Origin of the sequence: Parapedobacter koreensis, from assembly GCF_900109365.1 — a bacterium.
In the GTDB taxonomy this organism is placed as follows: domain Bacteria; phylum Bacteroidota; class Bacteroidia; order Sphingobacteriales; family Sphingobacteriaceae; genus Parapedobacter; species Parapedobacter koreensis.
On sequence record NZ_FNZR01000005.1, the window covers coordinates 70698 to 89419 of the forward strand.

11 protein-coding genes are annotated in these 18722 nt (G+C 51.0%); 2 read left to right on the forward strand and 9 right to left on the reverse strand.

The window, feature by feature from the left end; all coding sequences use genetic code 11:
• Positions 1-47: 47 nt before the first annotated feature.
• The 8 genes from BMW65_RS13425 to BMW65_RS13465 form a co-directional block, all read right to left on the reverse strand.
• Positions 48-2348: a GH92 family glycosyl hydrolase gene (locus BMW65_RS13425; protein WP_090606121.1), complete on the reverse strand. Its 2301-nt coding sequence runs from the start codon at positions 2346-2348 to the stop codon at positions 48-50.
• Positions 2349-2371: 23 nt separating this feature from the next.
• Positions 2372-4267, reverse strand: coding sequence for a GxGYxYP domain-containing protein (locus tag BMW65_RS13430; protein WP_090606484.1), 1896 nt, complete (start codon positions 4265-4267; stop codon positions 2372-2374).
• Positions 4268-4278: 11 nt separating this feature from the next.
• On the reverse strand, positions 4279-5925 hold the full coding sequence (locus tag BMW65_RS13435) for a RagB/SusD family nutrient uptake outer membrane protein (RefSeq protein WP_090606123.1): 1647 nt from the start codon (positions 5923-5925) through the stop codon (positions 4279-4281).
• 7 nt (positions 5926-5932) lie between these two features.
• Positions 5933-8899: a SusC/RagA family TonB-linked outer membrane protein gene (locus BMW65_RS13440; RefSeq protein WP_090606124.1), complete on the reverse strand. Its 2967-nt coding sequence runs from the start codon at positions 8897-8899 to the stop codon at positions 5933-5935.
• A gap of 18 nt (positions 8900-8917) precedes the next feature.
• The gene (locus BMW65_RS13445; RefSeq protein WP_218145412.1) at positions 8918-9991 is read right to left on the reverse strand and encodes a LamG domain-containing protein; all 1074 of its coding nucleotides are present in this window, start codon (positions 9989-9991) and stop codon (positions 8918-8920) included.
• A gap of 134 nt (positions 9992-10125) precedes the next feature.
• Positions 10126-12621: a hypothetical protein gene (locus BMW65_RS13450; RefSeq protein ID WP_090606126.1), complete on the reverse strand. Its 2496-nt coding sequence runs from the start codon at positions 12619-12621 to the stop codon at positions 10126-10128.
• A 74-nt stretch (positions 12622-12695) separates the two neighbouring features.
• Entirely contained in the window at positions 12696-13052 is a 357-nt protein-coding gene (locus tag BMW65_RS13455; protein ID WP_090606127.1) for a hypothetical protein, read from the reverse strand.
• 777 nt (positions 13053-13829) lie between these two features.
• Positions 13830-14918: a DUF5700 domain-containing putative Zn-dependent protease gene (locus tag BMW65_RS13465; protein ID WP_143053881.1), complete on the reverse strand. Its 1089-nt coding sequence runs from the start codon at positions 14916-14918 to the stop codon at positions 13830-13832.
• Between the two features lie 155 nt (positions 14919-15073).
• On the opposite strand from BMW65_RS13465, the gene BMW65_RS13470 reads away from it, so the two are divergent.
• Positions 15074-15481, forward strand: a complete 408-nt coding sequence (locus BMW65_RS13470) for a GNAT family N-acetyltransferase (protein ID WP_090606132.1) — start codon at positions 15074-15076, stop codon at positions 15479-15481.
• A gap of 18 nt (positions 15482-15499) precedes the next feature.
• Here BMW65_RS13470 and BMW65_RS13475 read toward each other — a convergent pair whose 3' ends face one another.
• Positions 15500-16039 carry a hypothetical protein gene (locus BMW65_RS13475; protein ID WP_090606133.1) on the reverse strand — a complete coding sequence of 180 codons (540 nt, stop codon included), beginning with the start codon at positions 16037-16039 and terminating at the stop codon, positions 15500-15502.
• 137 nt (positions 16040-16176) lie between these two features.
• On the opposite strand from BMW65_RS13475, the gene BMW65_RS13480 reads away from it, so the two are divergent.
• Positions 16177-18711, forward strand: a complete 2535-nt coding sequence (locus tag BMW65_RS13480) for a DUF3857 domain-containing protein (RefSeq protein WP_090606135.1) — start codon at positions 16177-16179, stop codon at positions 18709-18711.
• Positions 18712-18722: the final 11 nt, after the last annotated feature.

Genomic DNA, 18722 nt, shown 5'->3' on the forward strand with positions numbered 1-18722 from the left:
ATAAAAATATCAATTTAAATCATTTTTTGTATTGTTGTTGCCTCCTCTTAGTCCAACTCATTGGTCAGCGAGTAGGGAAAAGCCGATGGTGCTACGCCGCGCTTCCTGTTGGGCTGGGCAGACATCCGGATGTCAAGCGTTGCCCCTTTGAGCAATGCACTGTGTTTAAGGAAGTTTTTATCATACGGTTCCCCATTTAGCTGCACCGATTGCATGTATCGGTTTTCGGCGCTGTTTTCCGGCGCGTTGATGACTAGCTGCTTGCCATTGCTTAAGTAGACTGTGGCTTTCTTGAACAGGGGAGCTCCCATCACGTACTCGTCAGTGGCCGGACATACCGGGTAGAAGCCCAGCGCCGAAAAGACATACCAGGCGGATGTTTGCCCATTATCCTCATCGCCGCAGTAGCCGTCGGGCCGCGGATTATACATCCGGTTGATGGTCTCGCGCACCCAATACTGGCTCTTCCAAGGCTGGCCGACGTAGTTATAGAGGTAGGTCATGTGCTGGATCGGTTGGTTGCCGTGGGCATACTGCCCCATATCGGCCACCTGCATCTCGCGGATTTCGTGGATGACACTGCCATAATAGCTTTCGTCAAAGATCGGCGGCAGCAGAAAAACGGAGTCCAGCTTACTGGCGAAGGCCTGGTGTCCACCCATGAGCCTAGCCAGCCCTTCGATATCATGGAAGACCGACCACGAATAGTGCCAGCTGTTGCCCTCAGTAAAGGCGTCGCCCCATTTGAACGGATTGAAGGGCGACTGGAAATTGCCATCTTTGTTTTTGCCGCGCATCAATCCGGTTTCAGGGTCGAAGAGGTGGCGGTAGTTGCGACTACGCTGCGCGTACAACTCGATTTCCCCCTCAGGCCGCTTCAGCTTTTTGGCCAGCTGGTAGATGGCAAAATCGTCGTAGGCATATTCGAGAGTGCGCGCTGCATTTTCGTTGATGCCCACGTCGTAGGGTACATACCCCAGATCGATGTAGTATGGTGCGCCAGCACGGCCCACCGCGGTCATCGGCCCTTCGTTATTGGCACCATGCAACAAGGCTTCATACAAGGTCTGGATATCGTAGCCGCGCAATCCCTTGATATAAGCATCGGAGACGACCGAAGCGGAGTTATTGCCCACCATGATATTGGCATATCCCGGGCTACTCCATTCGGGCAGCCAGCCGCCTTCGTGATAGGCATTGACCAGGCCGGCCTGCATCTCTACATTGATTTCGGGATACACCAAGTTCAAGAAAGGGTACAGCGCCCGGAAAGTATCCCAGAAGCCCGTGCCGCCAAACAAGTAGCCCGGGATCACCTTTCCATTATAAGGACTATAGTGTACAATCGTCCCCTCATCATCCACCTCGTAGAGCCGGTTTGGAAAGAGTACGGTGCGGTACAGGCACGAATAAAAGGTCTCGAATTGGTCATGGGTGCCCCCTTCGACCGTTACCCGGCCCAGCGTTTCGCTCCAAATCGTCCTGGCCTCGTCGGCCACCTGCTGGAAAGTTTTGTTGCCGACCTCCCGGCGCAGGTTCAGTGCGGCCTGCTCGTGGCTGATGAACGAGGAGGCTACCCGCATGGTCACCTCCTCGCCACGCTGGGTCTTAAAGCCGATGATCGCTGCGGCATGGTCGCCCTTGGCATAAGACCCTTCGCTATACACGCTGTCGCACCAGGTGCGGCTGAAGGCAAAGGGTTTATCAAACTGGATGACAAAGTAATTCCGGAAGTTGGGCAGCTTGCCTCGGCTGTACTTGCTGGAATAGCCGATGATTTTGCCCTCCTCGGGCAGGATAGTGATTTCCGACCCTTGGTCAAAGGCATCGATCGCGACAAACGAGCTGTCGCTCTGCGGAAAAGTAAACCGAAATACAGCCGCCCGCTCGGTAGGCGTGATCTCCGTAGTCACGTCGGCATCGGCCAGGTAGACGCTGTAATAATACGGCGTGGCCGTTTCCGCTTTGTGCGAAAACCAGCTGGCTCGCCCATCCTGGTCTACCGTAGGGCGGCCGCTGCCGGGCATGATCGAAAACTGCCCGTAATCGTTCATCCACGGGGAGGGTTGGTGTGTCTGTTTGAATCCGCGTATGCGCTCAGCACCGTATGTGTACATCCACCCGTCGCCCATGCGCCCGGTCTGTGGGCTCCAGAAGTTCATGCCCCAAGGTACGGCAATGGCCGGATAGGTGTTCCCATTGGAGAAGGATCCCTTCGAATCGGTACCCATCAGCGGATTTACCCAAGCTACGGGGTCAAACACCGCGCTAATCTCGTGGTCCTGGGCACAGGCGATTCCGTTGCTGGCCAGTAACGCGCTAAATGCGCCATAAATTAGTTTGTTCATAAGCCGTAGTTAATCACGCAGATCTAATAATAAGTATTTAAGTACTGCTCGGTTTGCTCGGGCTTATACTGCTTGCGGATACGCCAGATCAGCTCTTGCGGATTTACCACTTCAAAGTCGTCGCCAAGATGCTTCTTGACCAGCTTAGCAGCCGAAGCGCCCCGGAGATCACCATCGCTGTTTTCGCCCAGCAGATCCGTGCTGTTACCTGTATCGCGGAAAGCGCTCCACGCATGTACAGCTACGATCGAAAAATCACTGGTTGCCTGTTGGGCAAGCTGCTGCGCGATATAAGCGGGCGTTCCTTCACGCTCGTGGTTTTGCGAGCCGAAATTCCATAGGGAATAGCTCACCGTGACTACCGGGATATCATAGCCAGCGCTGTTCCGCAACCAAAAAATCTCACCCCCGCCGCCTGCGTAAGGAGCGTATTGCAAGACGACGATCCCCTCCAGTTGGTCATTGGCATCGATAAAAGCCTGATAGCCTTCCTGCGCATCGGCAGATTTGGCATCCTTGGCCATCAGCCCCAGCAGTTTCACGCGGTGTTGGCGCATGCTGCTGGCTACGCGTCCGGCCACTTCAGCCAACCGTGCCTCCCGGTTATTTTCCCGTCCGAAATTATCAACATATTGATATCCCCCACCCAGCGCTTCGATCACTGTGGCTTCGCGGTTTTGCAATCCCATGATGCGATTGAATTGGGCCGGAGCTATCTGGGTGAGATTAGACACCGGTACGCCGAAACCCATTTTGACATCCGATACATCTGCGTTTTGATAATATTCACCAACGAAATCGTTCATCATCCACTGGATGTTATCGCCATCGGTCAGGTAGAAAGATACGAATTTCTTGTCTTTCTCCCAGTCAATAAACTGCGGATTGGTCACCTGCGCAAGCGTTTGTTCCTGCCGCTCGCGATAAGCAAGCGAGGTCAGCGGCAAGTTATACATCCAATCATTGGGCACCCATACATGCCCGGTAATCGACGCCCGGTTGACAAACACTTCCTCATCAACGCCTTGTTCCCAGCCGTAGATAGGGGCTCCCGGCTCCAGCCACTGAAGGATCTCCTCAAACAGCGGAAGATTCTGCCCGGCAGCGGGGTTATTATACGCCTTATTGACATTGAGCACAAATAGGTTATGCATGATCGCAAAATCACGGAGTTCGCCGGTCTGCACAGGCATGACCACCAATGCCTTATTACTCACCCGGTCTTTAAATTCGTTCCAGGCATCCGCAGTGGTTTTCGTCGTGGCATCGTAGACCATTTTGTAGCCCGCTTGGTCGTAGTTGGCCTGGTCGCGCACATCCACGATGATTGCATTATACACCGATGAAGCTACCGACGCCACGGTATTGCTTTCCGGGTTATTGGTCACGTCGGTAAGCACATACCCTTCAAACAGGTCTTTGAGCTGCAGGGCAATGCCATCGGAGGGGCCATAGTTGTTGCGGGCAAGTTCGATGCCGCTCTGCATGCCCTGTTCGCTGATGCCCATGTCGCTGAGCGCCTGCTTGGAGAGGCTATACGATGCCCTGCCGGCATGGTCATGCAACCATACCCCCACTTGGCTGCGGCCGTCCTGCACGGCGCGATTGGCCAGGCCGGCCAGCGACTGGCAGAGCAGGTGGTACTGCAGCCCGCGTATTTCTTCGCTTTCGCCAATATTATTGCGGCTGCCCACGTTGAGCACCTCCACGCAGTTCCAATAGCGTGCAGGTTTGACGGTCATTTCCAATAGGTTATATTGCCCATTATCCGCTATGGGGTCATACAGCTCTTCATATAGACCCGGCAACTGCTCGTCCAACCCTTGGTTTATTTCCGGTGATGTGTACTTGTTGCACCCGGCCACATGTGTGCCGAGCAGCAGGATTATTGTCTTAAATAGCATGGTGTTCAATTTCATGATGATACGCATTAATAGCCCTTATTTTGTTCAAGCCCTGTCGTTTTGTTGATTTCATCCTGCGGGATTGGGCGTAGTAAGTGGTCAGTATTCAGGTTGTCGTATTTCTGGACAAAGATATTTTTGGCATGGGCACGTTCGACGAGTTTCCCCGTGCGTTTCAGATCAAACCATCGGTCGTGCTCGCCGAAAAGTTCGCGTGCACGTTCGTCCAGCACAAAATCCAGGTCTACCGAGCCTACCCTGAGGTGGTCGTTATAAGCTGCCTCGTCGATTGCCGCCCGTTCACGCAGGGTATTGACCCGCTGAGTAGCCATCGAGGCTTGGCCGCCACCGAGGTAGGCCTCGGCAGCCAGCAAGTAGGCATCACCCAGCCTGAAGACCACGTCCTCACGGGTACCGGGGCCACCCCAGTCCATCTTCGTATCCTTAAATTTATGCACGATGGGCATACGATCTATGGCCGTGCTCAGCTCGGGGAGGGCCGTAGACTGCGGATACCAGTTGTACCCCTCCTCCGTCATAAACGGATAGAAGTTCCGTGCATCATGCGTTTCGCCCGAGTCATCGTTCCACCGGGGAAAATAGATCCCCAGCTGGCCATAAGCCTCGCTTTCGGGATTATTCACGATAAACTCCCGCTTGAATGTGGCATCATAGCGCGTATCCAGCGCCGGGTCAGTAAAGTACATGTGCGCACTGGGAATCACCCAGTAGCCGCGGTTCATACTTGAATAGTCGGACTGGTTGCGGGTAAAAAGATTGGGTTCCAGCGCCACGATACCAAACCCGAACAAGCCCTGCTGCGGATTGCCGCTTCCTTGGAAGTTGCGGTCGGTGCCGTACTGGATGGCCCAGACGACTTCACTATTGTTTTGATTATTCTCGTCATACACGGCCGAATAGCTATCCAGCAAGCTGTAGGAAGAACTTCCGATGATCGCCTCAAACAGCGCCGCCGCAGCTGTAAAATCGGCCGCGCTACCATAGGATTTATACGCGCGCGTCAGGTAGAGTTTGCCCAGTAGGAAGTGGATGGCCGCATCGTTGACCTCGCCGGCAGTGGCATTGCCAAATCCGAGTACCCCACGTACCTGCTCCAGATCCTCGATCAGGAAAGTATAGATGTCTTCCTCAGGCGTACGCGTCACCGCGGTGAGCACCTCGGTCTGCTCTTCGGTATAAAAAGGGATCGGGCCAAACGTCTCGACCAGGTAATAGTACGCCAGCGCACGGAAAAACGTACCCTTGGCATGCATCGCGGCATAGTCATCACCAGCTACCTCAGGTGTGCACCGCGTGAGCAGAATATTGGACTCCTGCACAATCTTGTACAAGTTATTCCAATACCCCCCTACAACGGGCGCTGTGGAGTTGAATGTCACATCATACCCGTTAAACATCCGTTCGGTTTCATTTTCGGTGATGGCCATATACAAGTCTGTACCATAATACTGCAACTCACCCGTATTGAACACGCTGCGAAACTTGCTGTACACGTCTACGATTAGTTTCTCCTGGCCAGCCTTGGTATCGTAGAAATCATCGGTCACGACCGATGGCGCGTCTACGTCCAGAAACGAGGAGCAACCTGTGTATATCCAGCCCAGGCCTATCCAGGACATCAGGCATAGTAATGTTTTTATCTGCTTTTTCATCGTTGGATCAGAATGTGAAGTTAACACCGAGATTAAAACTCATGGGATAGAGCGATAGCTGGGTATATATCGGCTCACCGATGATCTCCGGATCCGGCCCATTGTACGCCGTAAAGGTGAAGGGGTTGAGCACCGAAGCAAATATCCGTGCGTTCTTGCCATGGATACGGGACAGCACGTCGGCGGGCAAGGTATAGCCCAGCGAAATATTCTGCACCTTCACGAAAGTGCCCGACACCTTGCTCAGTACCTGCGTATAGTAAGACTGCGCACCAATCTCGGGATAGGCGTTGCTGCGGTTTTCAGGTGTCCAGTAGGTGACGTCGAGCTTATTCCAGTGCTCATTGTCCCACGCCGTAAACGTATAGGTGAAATCATCGTTATACAACCCGCCGATACGGCCGTACACATAGACCGAAAGATCCCAGTTTCGATAGTTAAAGGTGTTGGTCAGCCCGAAGGTCCAATCGGGCGAAGGGGTGCCAAGCACCTTATAATCCCGCTCATCGAGCGCCCCATCGCCATTCTGGTCTTTCACCTTGATGTGTCCCGGTGATTGACCAAATCTCTTGGCCTCATCCCCCTCGTCTTCCTGCCAGATACCCAGAAACTCATAGTCATAAATGACGCTGATGGGCTTGCCAATAAACCAGCGGTTGGCCAGGTCATCCTCGCCCGTGCCATAAAGCTCCTTGATGCGGTTGCGATTCAGGCTGAAGATCGCGTTCGTCTTCCACTGAAACCTGTCGTTCGCGATGTTCGTGCTGTTGATGCCGACTTCCACACCCCGATTGCCCGTACTGCCGATATTGCGCAGGATGGACGTATACCCATTCAATCCGGCCACCGCCTGCCGGAAAATCAGGTCTTTGGTGGTGCGATCATACACCTCAAACGTGCCCGATAGGCGGTTGCCCAGCAGCGCGATATCCAAGCCAGCATTCCATTCGGAGGTCATTTCCCAGCGCAGATCACGGTTGCCTTTGGAGCTGCCCAGTCCATAGCCATTGGTGCCCGACTGGCCCAGCGGATATTTGGTGAGATCCAAGCGGCTGAATGCCACGTCGTATCCGATGTTGTTATTGCCGCTCTTGCCCCAGCTCAGCCGCAGTTTAAGATCATCAAAGGGACCATCTTTTAAGAATTCCTCTTCGGAAAGCCGCCATCCCAGCGCAGCCGAAGGCATGAATCCCCATCGGTTCCCTTCGGCCAGCCGCGAGGAGCCATCGGCCCTTCCGGTGACGGTGAGCAGGTATTTACCTTGGTAGTCATAGTTGGCGCGCATCATGTAAGACAGCATCGAAGACTCCCAGTAGTAGCTACTCACGTCCGTAATCTCCTCGGCCGATTCAATCGCGTGCCAGTCCGAGTCGAAAGGCAGTCCCACTCCCCGCATCTGCGATCCCTTATGGGTCTCGTGCTGCATGCTGAAAAGGCCTACGATATTGAGGTGGTGATCAGCAAACCGCCGATCATAAGTGGCCATGTTGTCCCACACATAGTTCATGTTTTTGCTTTCGCGACGAAAGGCGTCCGGTGCATTTACCCCCTGCTTGGACTGGGTATAGCTGCCGATCCATTCGCCGTACAGATCATTGTCCAGTTGCATAGCCAGCTGCGATTTCAACGTCAGGCCATCTATTGGTTTATATTCAAGAAAACCGGCCATATTGATGTACTGCGCCTCGGTCATCTTTTTATTGTTTTCGATCTGCACAAACGGATTGATCTTGCTGGAGGTCGGTTGTACCTCAAACGCATAATCTCCGTTGCGGTCATACGGGCTGGCCACTGGCGGGATGAAATACGCGTTTATCAGCGCGTCGTCCGCGCCATGATTGGTGTTATTCAGCGAGAGGTAGCTGTTCATCCCGATCTTAAACCGATCGGACGCTCGGTGTTCCAGCCCGAGGCTGAAGGTATAGCGTTTGAAATTTTCTTGGCCCACCATCCCATCGTCATCATTATAGCCCAGGCCGAATGCGTAGCTGCTCTTCTCGCTGCTGCCATTGGCCGTGACGTGGTGCATGTTGCTCAATGATGGCCCGGAGAGCTCGCGCAACCAATCGTAGTACTCGCCATAGCGCACGCGACGTTTTTCATCCTCGGTGAGGAAGTCACTCCTACCGAGCGAGCTTTCGCCATACTTTTTGGTCCATAGCGCGATTTTGTAATCGATGTATTCCAATCCATTGCCCAAATTGCCGATCATGTCCGGTATGCGGTTCGGTGTTTTCACGGATAGCGTGCCGTTGTATTCGAGTTGGAATCCGGCCTTGCGATTGGCAGCCTTGGTGGTGATGATTACGACACCATTGGCACCACGGGAGCCATAGATAGCCGACGAAGAAGCGTCCTTGAGGATATCTATCGATTCGATATCCGCAGCATTGAGGTGGCGCATACCCGTGTATGAAGGGATACCGTCAATCACATACAGCGGCTCATTGGAAAAATTGAACGAGTTTACCCCCCGGATCTGTATGCTCATATCCGCTCCGGGGCGATTGTTCGATTTAGTCACCAGCACACCGCTTACCCGGCCATTGAGCGCTTCACTCACATTGGTAGCCTGAGATTTCATCAAGTCAGCGTTGTCGATTTTTCCGATGGCTCCGGTCAGATCTTTCTTTTTGACCGTACCATAGCCATATACCACCACGTCCTCCAGCAAGTTGCTCGTAGGTGTCAGTTGGATGGTTACAGGGCTGTACGACGCCACGGTAAGGGTATACGGGTCATAGCCTACAAACGTGATGGTCAGCTGCCCGCCCAGGGCGATATCGATGCTAAACTGCCCACTATCATCGGTAGAGGAAGTCTGCTGGTCGCCAGCGCGAACGGTTGCACCGACGATAGGCTGGCCCGTTTCGTCCAGCACGGTGCCACTTAGGGGCTGGTTTTGTTGCGCCAGTGTCGGATCCGATAGCATCATCAGCAATCCCACGACGCAGAAAATCAATATGTTATTCATAAAATTGTTAGCTAAGGGTTATTGCTCCAGTTTATGCCATTTGTACTGTCCTACCAGTTCGGCTGTAAAACGGCCTGTTTTATCCGTAATCCGAGCCGGATCCTGCGGCACCTCCGTAAAATCCCAGGCGCATATCAGGTTAGCCTCGTTGCCCGATACATCGCCCGCCATCAATGATTTGATATCGGATTGGCTTTTGGCGGTACTCCACAGCCTGAATTTGCGTATGTAACCGGTCATGTTACGATTGTTGTCTTCCGGTTCCACAAAAGCCCACATCTTTAGGTTGCGCGTGTTGGGCTGGTATTTTTGCAGTGCCCCGGCGCCATCAATGATGTCGTTGGTTTTAGCGAAAAGCAATTCACCGTTGATGTACATTTTTAGCTGGTCCACATCAAACGACTCGTCATACACGGCCACGATGTGATTCCATTGGCCATAATTGGTCGGATAGGCAGCACCCCATTCCAGCACGCGATCCTGCTGGGGGCCCATCCCGAGGGTAGTGCGCAGGTTGGCCCCCGAAAAGTTGACCATCCATCCCTGCTTGATACCATTGCCGTCATGGCTAAACGTGGCGATGAAGTCACCGATGGCAAATTCAAAGAATCCCGGATCGTACTTCAGCCAAGCCTCCACGGTAAAGCGTTTCGAGCCGCCATATTCGGGCGATTCCCCGAAATCAATGTAGCCTTTATTGTCGATGCCGAAAACTTGCAGTTCGGCGGGTGTGCCCGGCTCAAGCGTGGTCTGGTAAGCGTTCATAAAAGAGGCGATGGCTTTGTCGGCGTTCACGCAAAAAGCGTTGATCTGAAAGGGAAGCACGAAATAGCCAGCCTTGGCTTTGGAGATGCCCGTTTTCAGCGTGTCGATGGCCGCTTGGAATTCCACCGCGCTCGCAGCGGGGAAGGTGCCGTCCACATCGCCGATTTGTGCGGTGTCAATGATCTGTTGCATGTCTTCGAGGTGGGCCATCATGCAATCAAGGTCTAATGTGACCATGTTCGGTTTTTCATTCTGGCACCCCGAAATGGACAGGTGAACCGTGCAGGCGATCAGCCACCACAAGAAGGTTCGTCGGAGTTGTGTCATAAACTTTAGTTAATTAATACGGTCATTTAATTGGGTTTCTTCGGCAAATACATGCCGGTATCAAAACGGCTCAATATTAGGTGAGCTGGGTTAATTTAGGGGTTAATACAGGGGTTAATGCCGATTTTTTTTGACTAATCCTTCAATTGGTCTATCGTGAAGGGCAGCGGTTCGCGCATCAAGTTTTCGTAAAACTGCTTAAAATGTTCGAACCGCCGGATTGCTTCCACTTTCTGTTTGAGCCGGAGCATGCTTTTGATTTCATAAGCCAGCGCATCCAGATCTATCGGCGAGGTCTCCAGGCAAAGGCGCGCCAGATGTATGCAGCGCTCGTACTGGCTGTTGTCAAACACCTCGGCGACCTGCCTGTGCAGGATTTCCACCACTTTGTACTCAGTGTCTTCCTTCAGGTCATCCAGCAGCTCGTGTTCCGTATTTTTCAAGAATTTACCCCGCTCAAGGATAGTAGCTGTCAGCGGAGTATAGGCCTCGCCGCGGTCATAAGCCTCGCTAAACGCGAGGTAGTCGATAAAACAGCCGGTGATCTGGAGCTGGTAGTGGTTATCAGCATAGACGAGGGCGATGCCGTCCAAGTATGCCAGCAGTTTCCGGAATTGGTTGAGCGTGACGCCACGGATATTTTTGGTGGCAGCTACCTCCTTATCCGGCCAGAGCAGCGCACTGAGTTCGCCCGATTCGATCCCCTTTCCGGGATAGCGCGATAGGAACAGCAAGAGCACCTGTTTCAGGCGGCCGCTGAAGAGGTGGGCGATGTGCGTACCCTTTTTGTCGATCACCTCAAATTTGCCGAATAGGTAGATGGCATTCCGCACAGGAAGCGGATAGGTGGCAACCTCCGGATGCAGCGGTGCAGGGGCCATAGCTGCAGCTTGCCGCAAGCTTCGTCTCCTTAGGATGATGATTGCCACGGCAGTACAGGCAACGATCGCAATAGCCCAGCCATACCATGGCCAAGGGCCCTTTGGCTGGTAATCATCATATTGCGTGAGCTCGGCATGTGTCAGCGCCGGTGCTTTGAGCTCATAGAGCTGTATTTCGGATGAAACTTCATTTGCCGCAAACTCCTGCGTGATACCATAGAACGTATTCAGCGGCTTATAGAAAAATAAATTGGCATTCGTTTTAATCTTTTCAGACTTGATGGGAATGCTATCGCCGAGCTGTTGGTGCGCGCCATCAGCAATCGAAAACCGGTAAAGCTGCAATGTCGAGTTAGACAAGTATTCAGGGTACAGCAACGCAAAAAAAGCTTCCGATCCATCATAGACAAGGTTTCGCGCAGGCACCAATGCTTTGCCCGGCCATTCATCCTCCCATAGCTTATGCAGCCGGAAGGTCTTTAGATCCAGCCGATACAGATCATAGCGATACGTCCTGCCAAGCGTATTGTCCCCGGCTTCGTTGCCCATACCGCCGAATACAAACAACTGGTCCGCGTCCGGATCATAGAACGAAGAGGTAAAATACCGCGCCATGATGCGGTCTCCATTGGTACCCACCGTATCCCACGAGCCATCCTTCAAATCGAGCGAGAGGAAGGTGTTGCTATAGCGGTCATTGCCAAATCCGCCGAATAGGAGGTAGGGAATCCCTGCGGTCTGCTGGCCAGTATGGTGGTGCAGTTGCATCGCTATGTAAGCTGTGCTGACTATACGGGTTTCCCTCGTCTCCAGGTTTATCCCCACCACGGTGGGCGACCCGATGGGAAGGTCATTTACTTCGTATACGTACAGCCACTCCCCGTCAATGAAGCTATTGCCGAGCCGGATGTCCAGCGGCAAGGGGTTGTCCAGCGTATATTGGGTGAGGGCGTGGGTTGATAAATCCAGGAATTGGAGCTGGTTGCGGTCAAAAAAGACCATTCTACCACGCTCTTGGTCAAATTGATACCCACCGGTAGCCTGTAGGCGGATGGTGTGGGTCTTTTTCCAGTAGTACGATTCGTTGATAAGCCATACCGGGCGTTCCACACTCGCTACCGGCTTTCCCGTCACATCGTGGATGGTATTGCCCGAGCTCTCCCGGAGGGGAAAGACGTATTGGTTCTCGTCAAGCGCGATCTCAAGTGCCCGTATAGAACAGTCCGCGACGTCGATACTGATGTCATTTTTCCCGAAGTAGATGTTTTCATAGGTAATCGTGGAAAACGCAAAAGGTATCGTCTGTTTCTTGTCGAGCAGGTGCCAGCTGATTTGCCCACTGCTGATTTCAAATTGGAGCACGGTCGTTATCCACTGGTCCATACCAAACGATTTCGGATCCAATTGGATCACCGATAGCTGATCGCGCCCTTCTTCGGTCAGCTTAAATTCCAGCCAGCCGCCGTCCAGTTTGCGGCAGAAAAGGTTCAGTATCTTGGCCGGGTTTTCCAGTTTGATACGCAGGATGCTGCCATAACTGTGGGTTTGATCCAAGCGCAGTTCAAAACGAATCTGCAGCCGCTTGGAGAGCGTACGGTGCTGCAAGGACGGCTGATAGTTAAAAAGGTCTATAGCGGTTCGTTCATGTATCGGGTAGCTATTGCCCTTGATGCGGAGCCCCTGTCCGGCCACTTGGCCTGCCCATAGCAACAAGAGCACCCCTAAGTAAAATGATAGCTTCCCGAACATGGTACAATGATACGTTTCCCATGGGCAAAAAGCAAGGGGGGTAGTCTTATAAATAGCGAGGACAAAGCTTCTGATTAGTCCTTCAAGTCTTCTTTCGTTGGCTTACCGTTGCTATCTACAGGGCAGCCATCGCCGTCGGCTTGATCATCGTTGATCTGCCAAGGCTCAAGTTTGCTGATCTGCCCCCAAATCCGGAAGGCGCTATCCGGTGCGATGGGTCGCACTGCCAAGTACGGGTTGAATCCAACCTCTTTTGTAAAAGCGGAATAAGTACTATCCCAATACACATCCCTTAGGTCTTTTGGCAACTCTCCTCCCTCTAATATCTTTTTGTGATCTATCAAGTAAGAAAAGCAACTAACGGTATCGCCCTTTTTACTGATGATTAGGTAGTCTTTTCCATAAAACCAAGGGTTCAACGTTTTCAACATGTACTATCGGCATACTGCCGGAATATTTCTTCTGCATGCTGATTTGCCTCTGTGGGCTGCGCAATAAGTTTGGCGCTACCCGTCAAAAAGGTGGCTAATAAGAAGTACAATATATTTTTTCTAGTGATACGTCGAAGCTTCATAAGGCCTGCCATAAGGTCAATTCTGGATTGCGGCTTTCGTCCGGTATTCAATTCAGCCATGATGAAAAAGTTATATCCATATGATGAAAAAAAATGGTGATTTCCATATGGACTTCATTCCGTAGCGCCAAGCCGCAAAGGACAAAACGGCATGTATTCCGGGACAACGGTTAAGTGAATGGACTATCTTTTGATAATTAACTTCATTAGCACGATTAGCAACCAAATAACAATTAGTGTTCCGCTCAAAAGCCCATAAGAAAGAGCCACCCAAGTTGAACCAACATTGATTGTTATCAACCTGCCCTTACCTATCAGAAATATCAGTAGGGCGACGACCGGAAGTGTATATATCAAGACTTTTTTCATCACATCATTAGAAGTTTCGGCACCCAGATGTCTTTCTTCAATCCGTATACAAGCCGAATTATACCAAAATTCAATGACTTTTCAAAATATTAACTACTTTTATCTGGAGTCATTAGCTAACCGCGGAAATCGCAATACTTTGGTGTATCGCTCATCCGCTTGCAAGACGGTATGGGCGCGATGGTTTCCGACTGTGATTGATTTTAAGGTACAATTCCTTGTGGAGCTGCCGGATGGCAGCTTCACAAGTGTCCAGCGTAATCGGCTATTGAAGTGCAACAATTTTAGCCTGTTTCCGGTATTTGTCTTCCAGCAACCTCACCAGATTCATGGTTTCCGCAGACAACACATACGCGTCATCCTCTTTTTCTGCGGCCTTATTGTATAAATAAACAAAATAAAAGGGATCTTCGATATGGTTGATCAATTCAGCTTTATACCCCTGCTTTTCAATGATGTCAGCCATATAGTATCCCGGTATATGCCCGCTGGTATTCCAGGTATCAATCAGTTTGTTTATGGTCAATTTAGATTTATCGAGGTCAGCCGAAGACAATAGCGAATCAATATTTTTAAGTATTCCAGCACCTTCCGCTATAAAACTTTCCGGGTAGCCCCTTTGAAACTCCAGTAGTTTTGTGGCATTTTCTCCTTCATACCGCTTGTCAATCAAATCGGCGCTTCCTTCATTCAATATCCGTTGAAGCAGGCTAATGATTACCTGGTCTTCCTTATCCACTTCAAAGACCAGCCTCGGCCTCAGCACGTGGTGAAATTCATGCCCGCCAAGCACGCCCAGTTTATTGAAATCGCTAAAATAAGCAGCCATTAATGTAAAAATCATCCACCCGCTTCTCACGTGTGCATCGTTGTGGATCGGTATCATCGTCACCTTGTACTCGGGCGCCTTTTTATGGTAGGCTTCGGGCAGCATCGTATAGGAATATCGATAGCACGTGTCGAAATAGCTTTCCTGATCGTTTTGCAAGCCAAGCAAATAATGTTTCATTTCATCCTCATGTAGTTTATACTCGTTGATGATATATGTCCACCAGTATCTATTTTGGTCTTTCAGCCGTTCGTTCAATACATTTTCATTTTTGGGCATATACACAATTTCCATGGCTTGCCTATAGCTTTCAATGTAGGCGCTGTCTACACCTTGATCTTTCAAATAGACCTGAATGGCGTCATTAGTTAAGAAATCATTCCATTCCGCTTTATCAAGCGGTTCGTCCGCCCTGAGCTTTTCCGTGATTTCAAAATATCTCCAACATAGCCTATCATCGATGGATTGCGCGTATAAGCGCGAGAAAGGTAAAATCAATACCAATAGCAAACCAATTTTCTTCATTTGTGCGAATTTATTGGCCGCAAAAATATAAAAAAACAATTGCCAAATGATTTTCCCGCTTTCGCCCACTTATGGGCCTGTATAGGTGCGGGTCTTTCCTTTATGTGTCTCGGCAATTTCAATATATTTGGACGTTGATTTTTTAAACTGCAAATATGCCAATTACCATTTCTGACACGAGGGATATTACCCAATCCGACATCATAAACCTATATAAATTGAACGGCTGGAGTTCGGCAGATAAGCCGGCGGAGCTTTACAATGGACTCCTACATTCCCATGCACTGTATTCCGCATGGGACGGCGACCGGTTGGTTGGCATCGGCAATGCGCTATCAGACGGTTACCTCGTTGTCTACTATCCCCATTTACTGGTACATCCGGACTACCAAGGCAAAGGAATAGGACAATTGATTATGGACAGCATGAAAGCGAAGTATAAAGGCATTCACATGCAAATGCTCACCGCCGATTTGGAGGCCGTCGGATTTTACGAAAAGATGGGATTTGTACGCGCGGGAAAAACCGAGCCGATGTGGATATACAGCGGCAAGGAACATTGATGCCGGTAGCTGATTTTTTTAAGGCCTGAGCGTCCGCTGCACAAGGTACGGGTGATGTTTAGCCAGTTCAGCACGGAATACATCAAGACCATATAGCAGCGAGCTGATCCGCAAGCGCTCTCCATCTTTGGTATATACGCGGATCTCATTCATAAAACTATTGAAATCAGCGGATTTAATATCGGCCCATGCGGCAGTTTTTGAGCACCCCCAAGCGTCATAGACGGTCATTCCACCCGCTGTCAGTTCGACACGATGCCTGCGATAATACGCCAGGCAATAAAAACAGCCATACCCCGTCAACGGTAGAACTATTGCAAACGAGGCAATTGCATACCAAAAGTCATCCTCATCTCCCAATCCTACGAAGCTCGCGAGTGCGATTAAGCCGACAAACATTGCAGCACATACATATCCCAAGATGGCAAAAAAGACATTGTTTTTCAGCAAGGTCACTCCCGGCGATACGGCCGTTGCGTTATTCCCTTGCTGGTTGGTCCACCAATATAAGGTAGAAACTGTACTCACGATTAGAAACGTAGTGATGATAGTCTGCATAGTCAAATAAGCTTTGATCCGTGATTAGGTATGTTGACTTCATACAAATATCGCTATTAAATCATCATTCGCAAATCGTAATAAAAATGTGTATATTCAACCCCTAAATCTGTTAAAATATTGCCTAACCGTTCCATATGCCCACATTTGCTAAAATGCACGTTTACGCACTGATTGCTTTTCTTGTCGGTATCGACTTGCTGTCCGATACACCGGTATTCGGCCAGCCTACCCTATCGCAGTCACCTACACCACAGTGGGTAGCATCCATTGTACCCAATGGTCTTCGGCCCGAAACCAAGAAAATCAGCGACGGCTATTATTTCAAGCTACTGGACTATCAGTTGCATGCCGAACAGCAGGTAGCTTATACACACATCATCCGTGAAATCGTCAACGAATCCGGCGTGCAGTACGGAGCCGATATTTCCGTCACCTTTTCACCCGCCTACCAGCAGCTCCGGTTCCATGAATTGTGGATAATTCGCGATGGCAAGCGGACAAACGCATTGCATATCAATAAATTCAAGGTGGTTGCAATCGAACAGGACGCCGCCTCATTCATCTACAATGGCGATTATTCTGCTTATCTGGTATTAGACGATATCCGTGTCGGTGACCAAATCGAGTACAGCTACAGCATCACGGGGCAAAACCCTGTCTTTGAAGGTCGCTTTTTCGAAGACGTCTATCTGCAAGGTTCCGTTCCCATTTCGCAGCTACATACTTCCATATTGGTATCCGCATCACGGGCGCTGAAGGTCAAGACTTTCAACGACGCACCTGCCCCCACCATCCAGCCCATGGGCCAGCTGTTACGTTACCAATGGAAACGGGACATGGTCGAGGCTATGCAGTACGAGTCCTATACACCCTCTTGGATCAACACCTACCAGTATGTCCAGCTGTCCGAATATGCCGATTGGGAAGCGGTAGGTGAGTGGGCGCAGCGTGTCAATCCACTACCGGCCGCTATCGGTGGCACATTGGCAGCAAAGACCGACGAGCTGCTCCGGCAGTCAGACCAAGACCCCAAGAAATTTGCCAATGCCGCCATCCGGTTTGTACAAGACGAAATCCGGTATACCGGTGTGGAAATAGGCGAATACTCCCACAAAGCACATCAGCCAGACAAGGTTTTTTCCCAGCGTCACGGCGATTGTAAAGACAAATCACTTCTCTTGGTAAGCATGCTCCGCCATGCGGGAATCAACGCCCAGCTCGCCTTGGTGAGCACCACCCTCATCGACAAGATCAAGGAGCGGCTCCCATCTCCATCGGTGTTCGATCATGCCATAGTCCGATTCGAAATCGACGACAAGCCCTATTGGGCAGACCCAACAATCAGCCATCAGGGCGGCGATCTGGACACCCGGTCTATGCCCATATACGGCTCTGCCCTGGTGCTGGAATCTCCACGCAGTGAGCTTACGCCTGTTGCATCCAACCAGTCCGGCAGCATTCAATGCGAAGAGCAGTACATCCTTTCGCCCGATGAAGAATCCACGGCAACCTTGGTCGTGGAGACCATTTACAATGGCCACGAAGCCGACCAGTTACGATCGCAACTCGCCTATAGCAGCATTTGGGATACCGAAAAAAACTACCTCGATTACTATTCGAAGTTATATCCGGAAATAACATCCACCGATTCGCTGCATATCGATGACGATCGGGAGCTCAACCGCATCACCCTGTTGGAGTACTACCGTATACCCGCCTTCCTGGCCAAAAATGAGACGGGCTATCACACGGTAGATCTCTTTGCCCAGATGATATACGATCGGCTTCCTACTGTTCCGGCCACCAAAACCCAGCCCATTGCCGTCAACTATCCCAGCGACGTAGCATACCGCATCACGATAGTCTCTCCGTACGGCTGGAATATGCGGCGATCCAATTTCTTCCTTGACCGAGACGGCTACGTCTTCGGAACGTCCACTTTTGCCAAGGCAGACACCCTGATCATGGAGTACCAATTCAAATACCATACATCGGCCATCCCTGTATCGAAGCTTTCGGAATTTGCGGCAGACGTCAAGACCATTGCAGACCAACAACTTTCCAGTACGGTCACCATCAACACTGCCGCTGGAGCAATTAGCCGGGGCTTCGCATGGTATGCCTTCCTTTGGTCGTTGGTCTTACTTGGCCTGTTGGTTTATCTTGGTTTCCTGGCTTATCGAAGGCCCTTCCTGCCGAAGGCAGATCCCGAAATGCATTACCAATATGAGCGTGTCGGTGGTTGGCTCATCCTTCCACTCCTTACGTTCTTGGTCTCACCCGTGGTTATCTCGATATCCCTTATCACTTCGGGCTATTTCGATGCCGCCATTTGGAATGGCCATCAAGGCGCCCCATCCAATATTCCCTTCAAATTATTGATCGCCTTTGAGTTGACCGGCAATCTTATCATCATGGGCCTCAGCGTTATCTGCGCCATCTTCATGCTCAAGCGCAAGGCAATGCTACCGCCGCTGGCCATCGGGTTCTATCTGCTCAATTTTGTCTTCGTGCTCTTTGATTTCCTACTGCCACAGGTTATCCCTGGCTTAAAGGCCTCTCCCATCGGCGATGTCTCCAGCGTTATCAAAGCATTTGTATTCGCCGCCGTCTGGATTCCCTACTTCATGCTTTCATCTCGTGTCCGGGAGACTTTCGTCAATCCTTGAAAAATACTGCT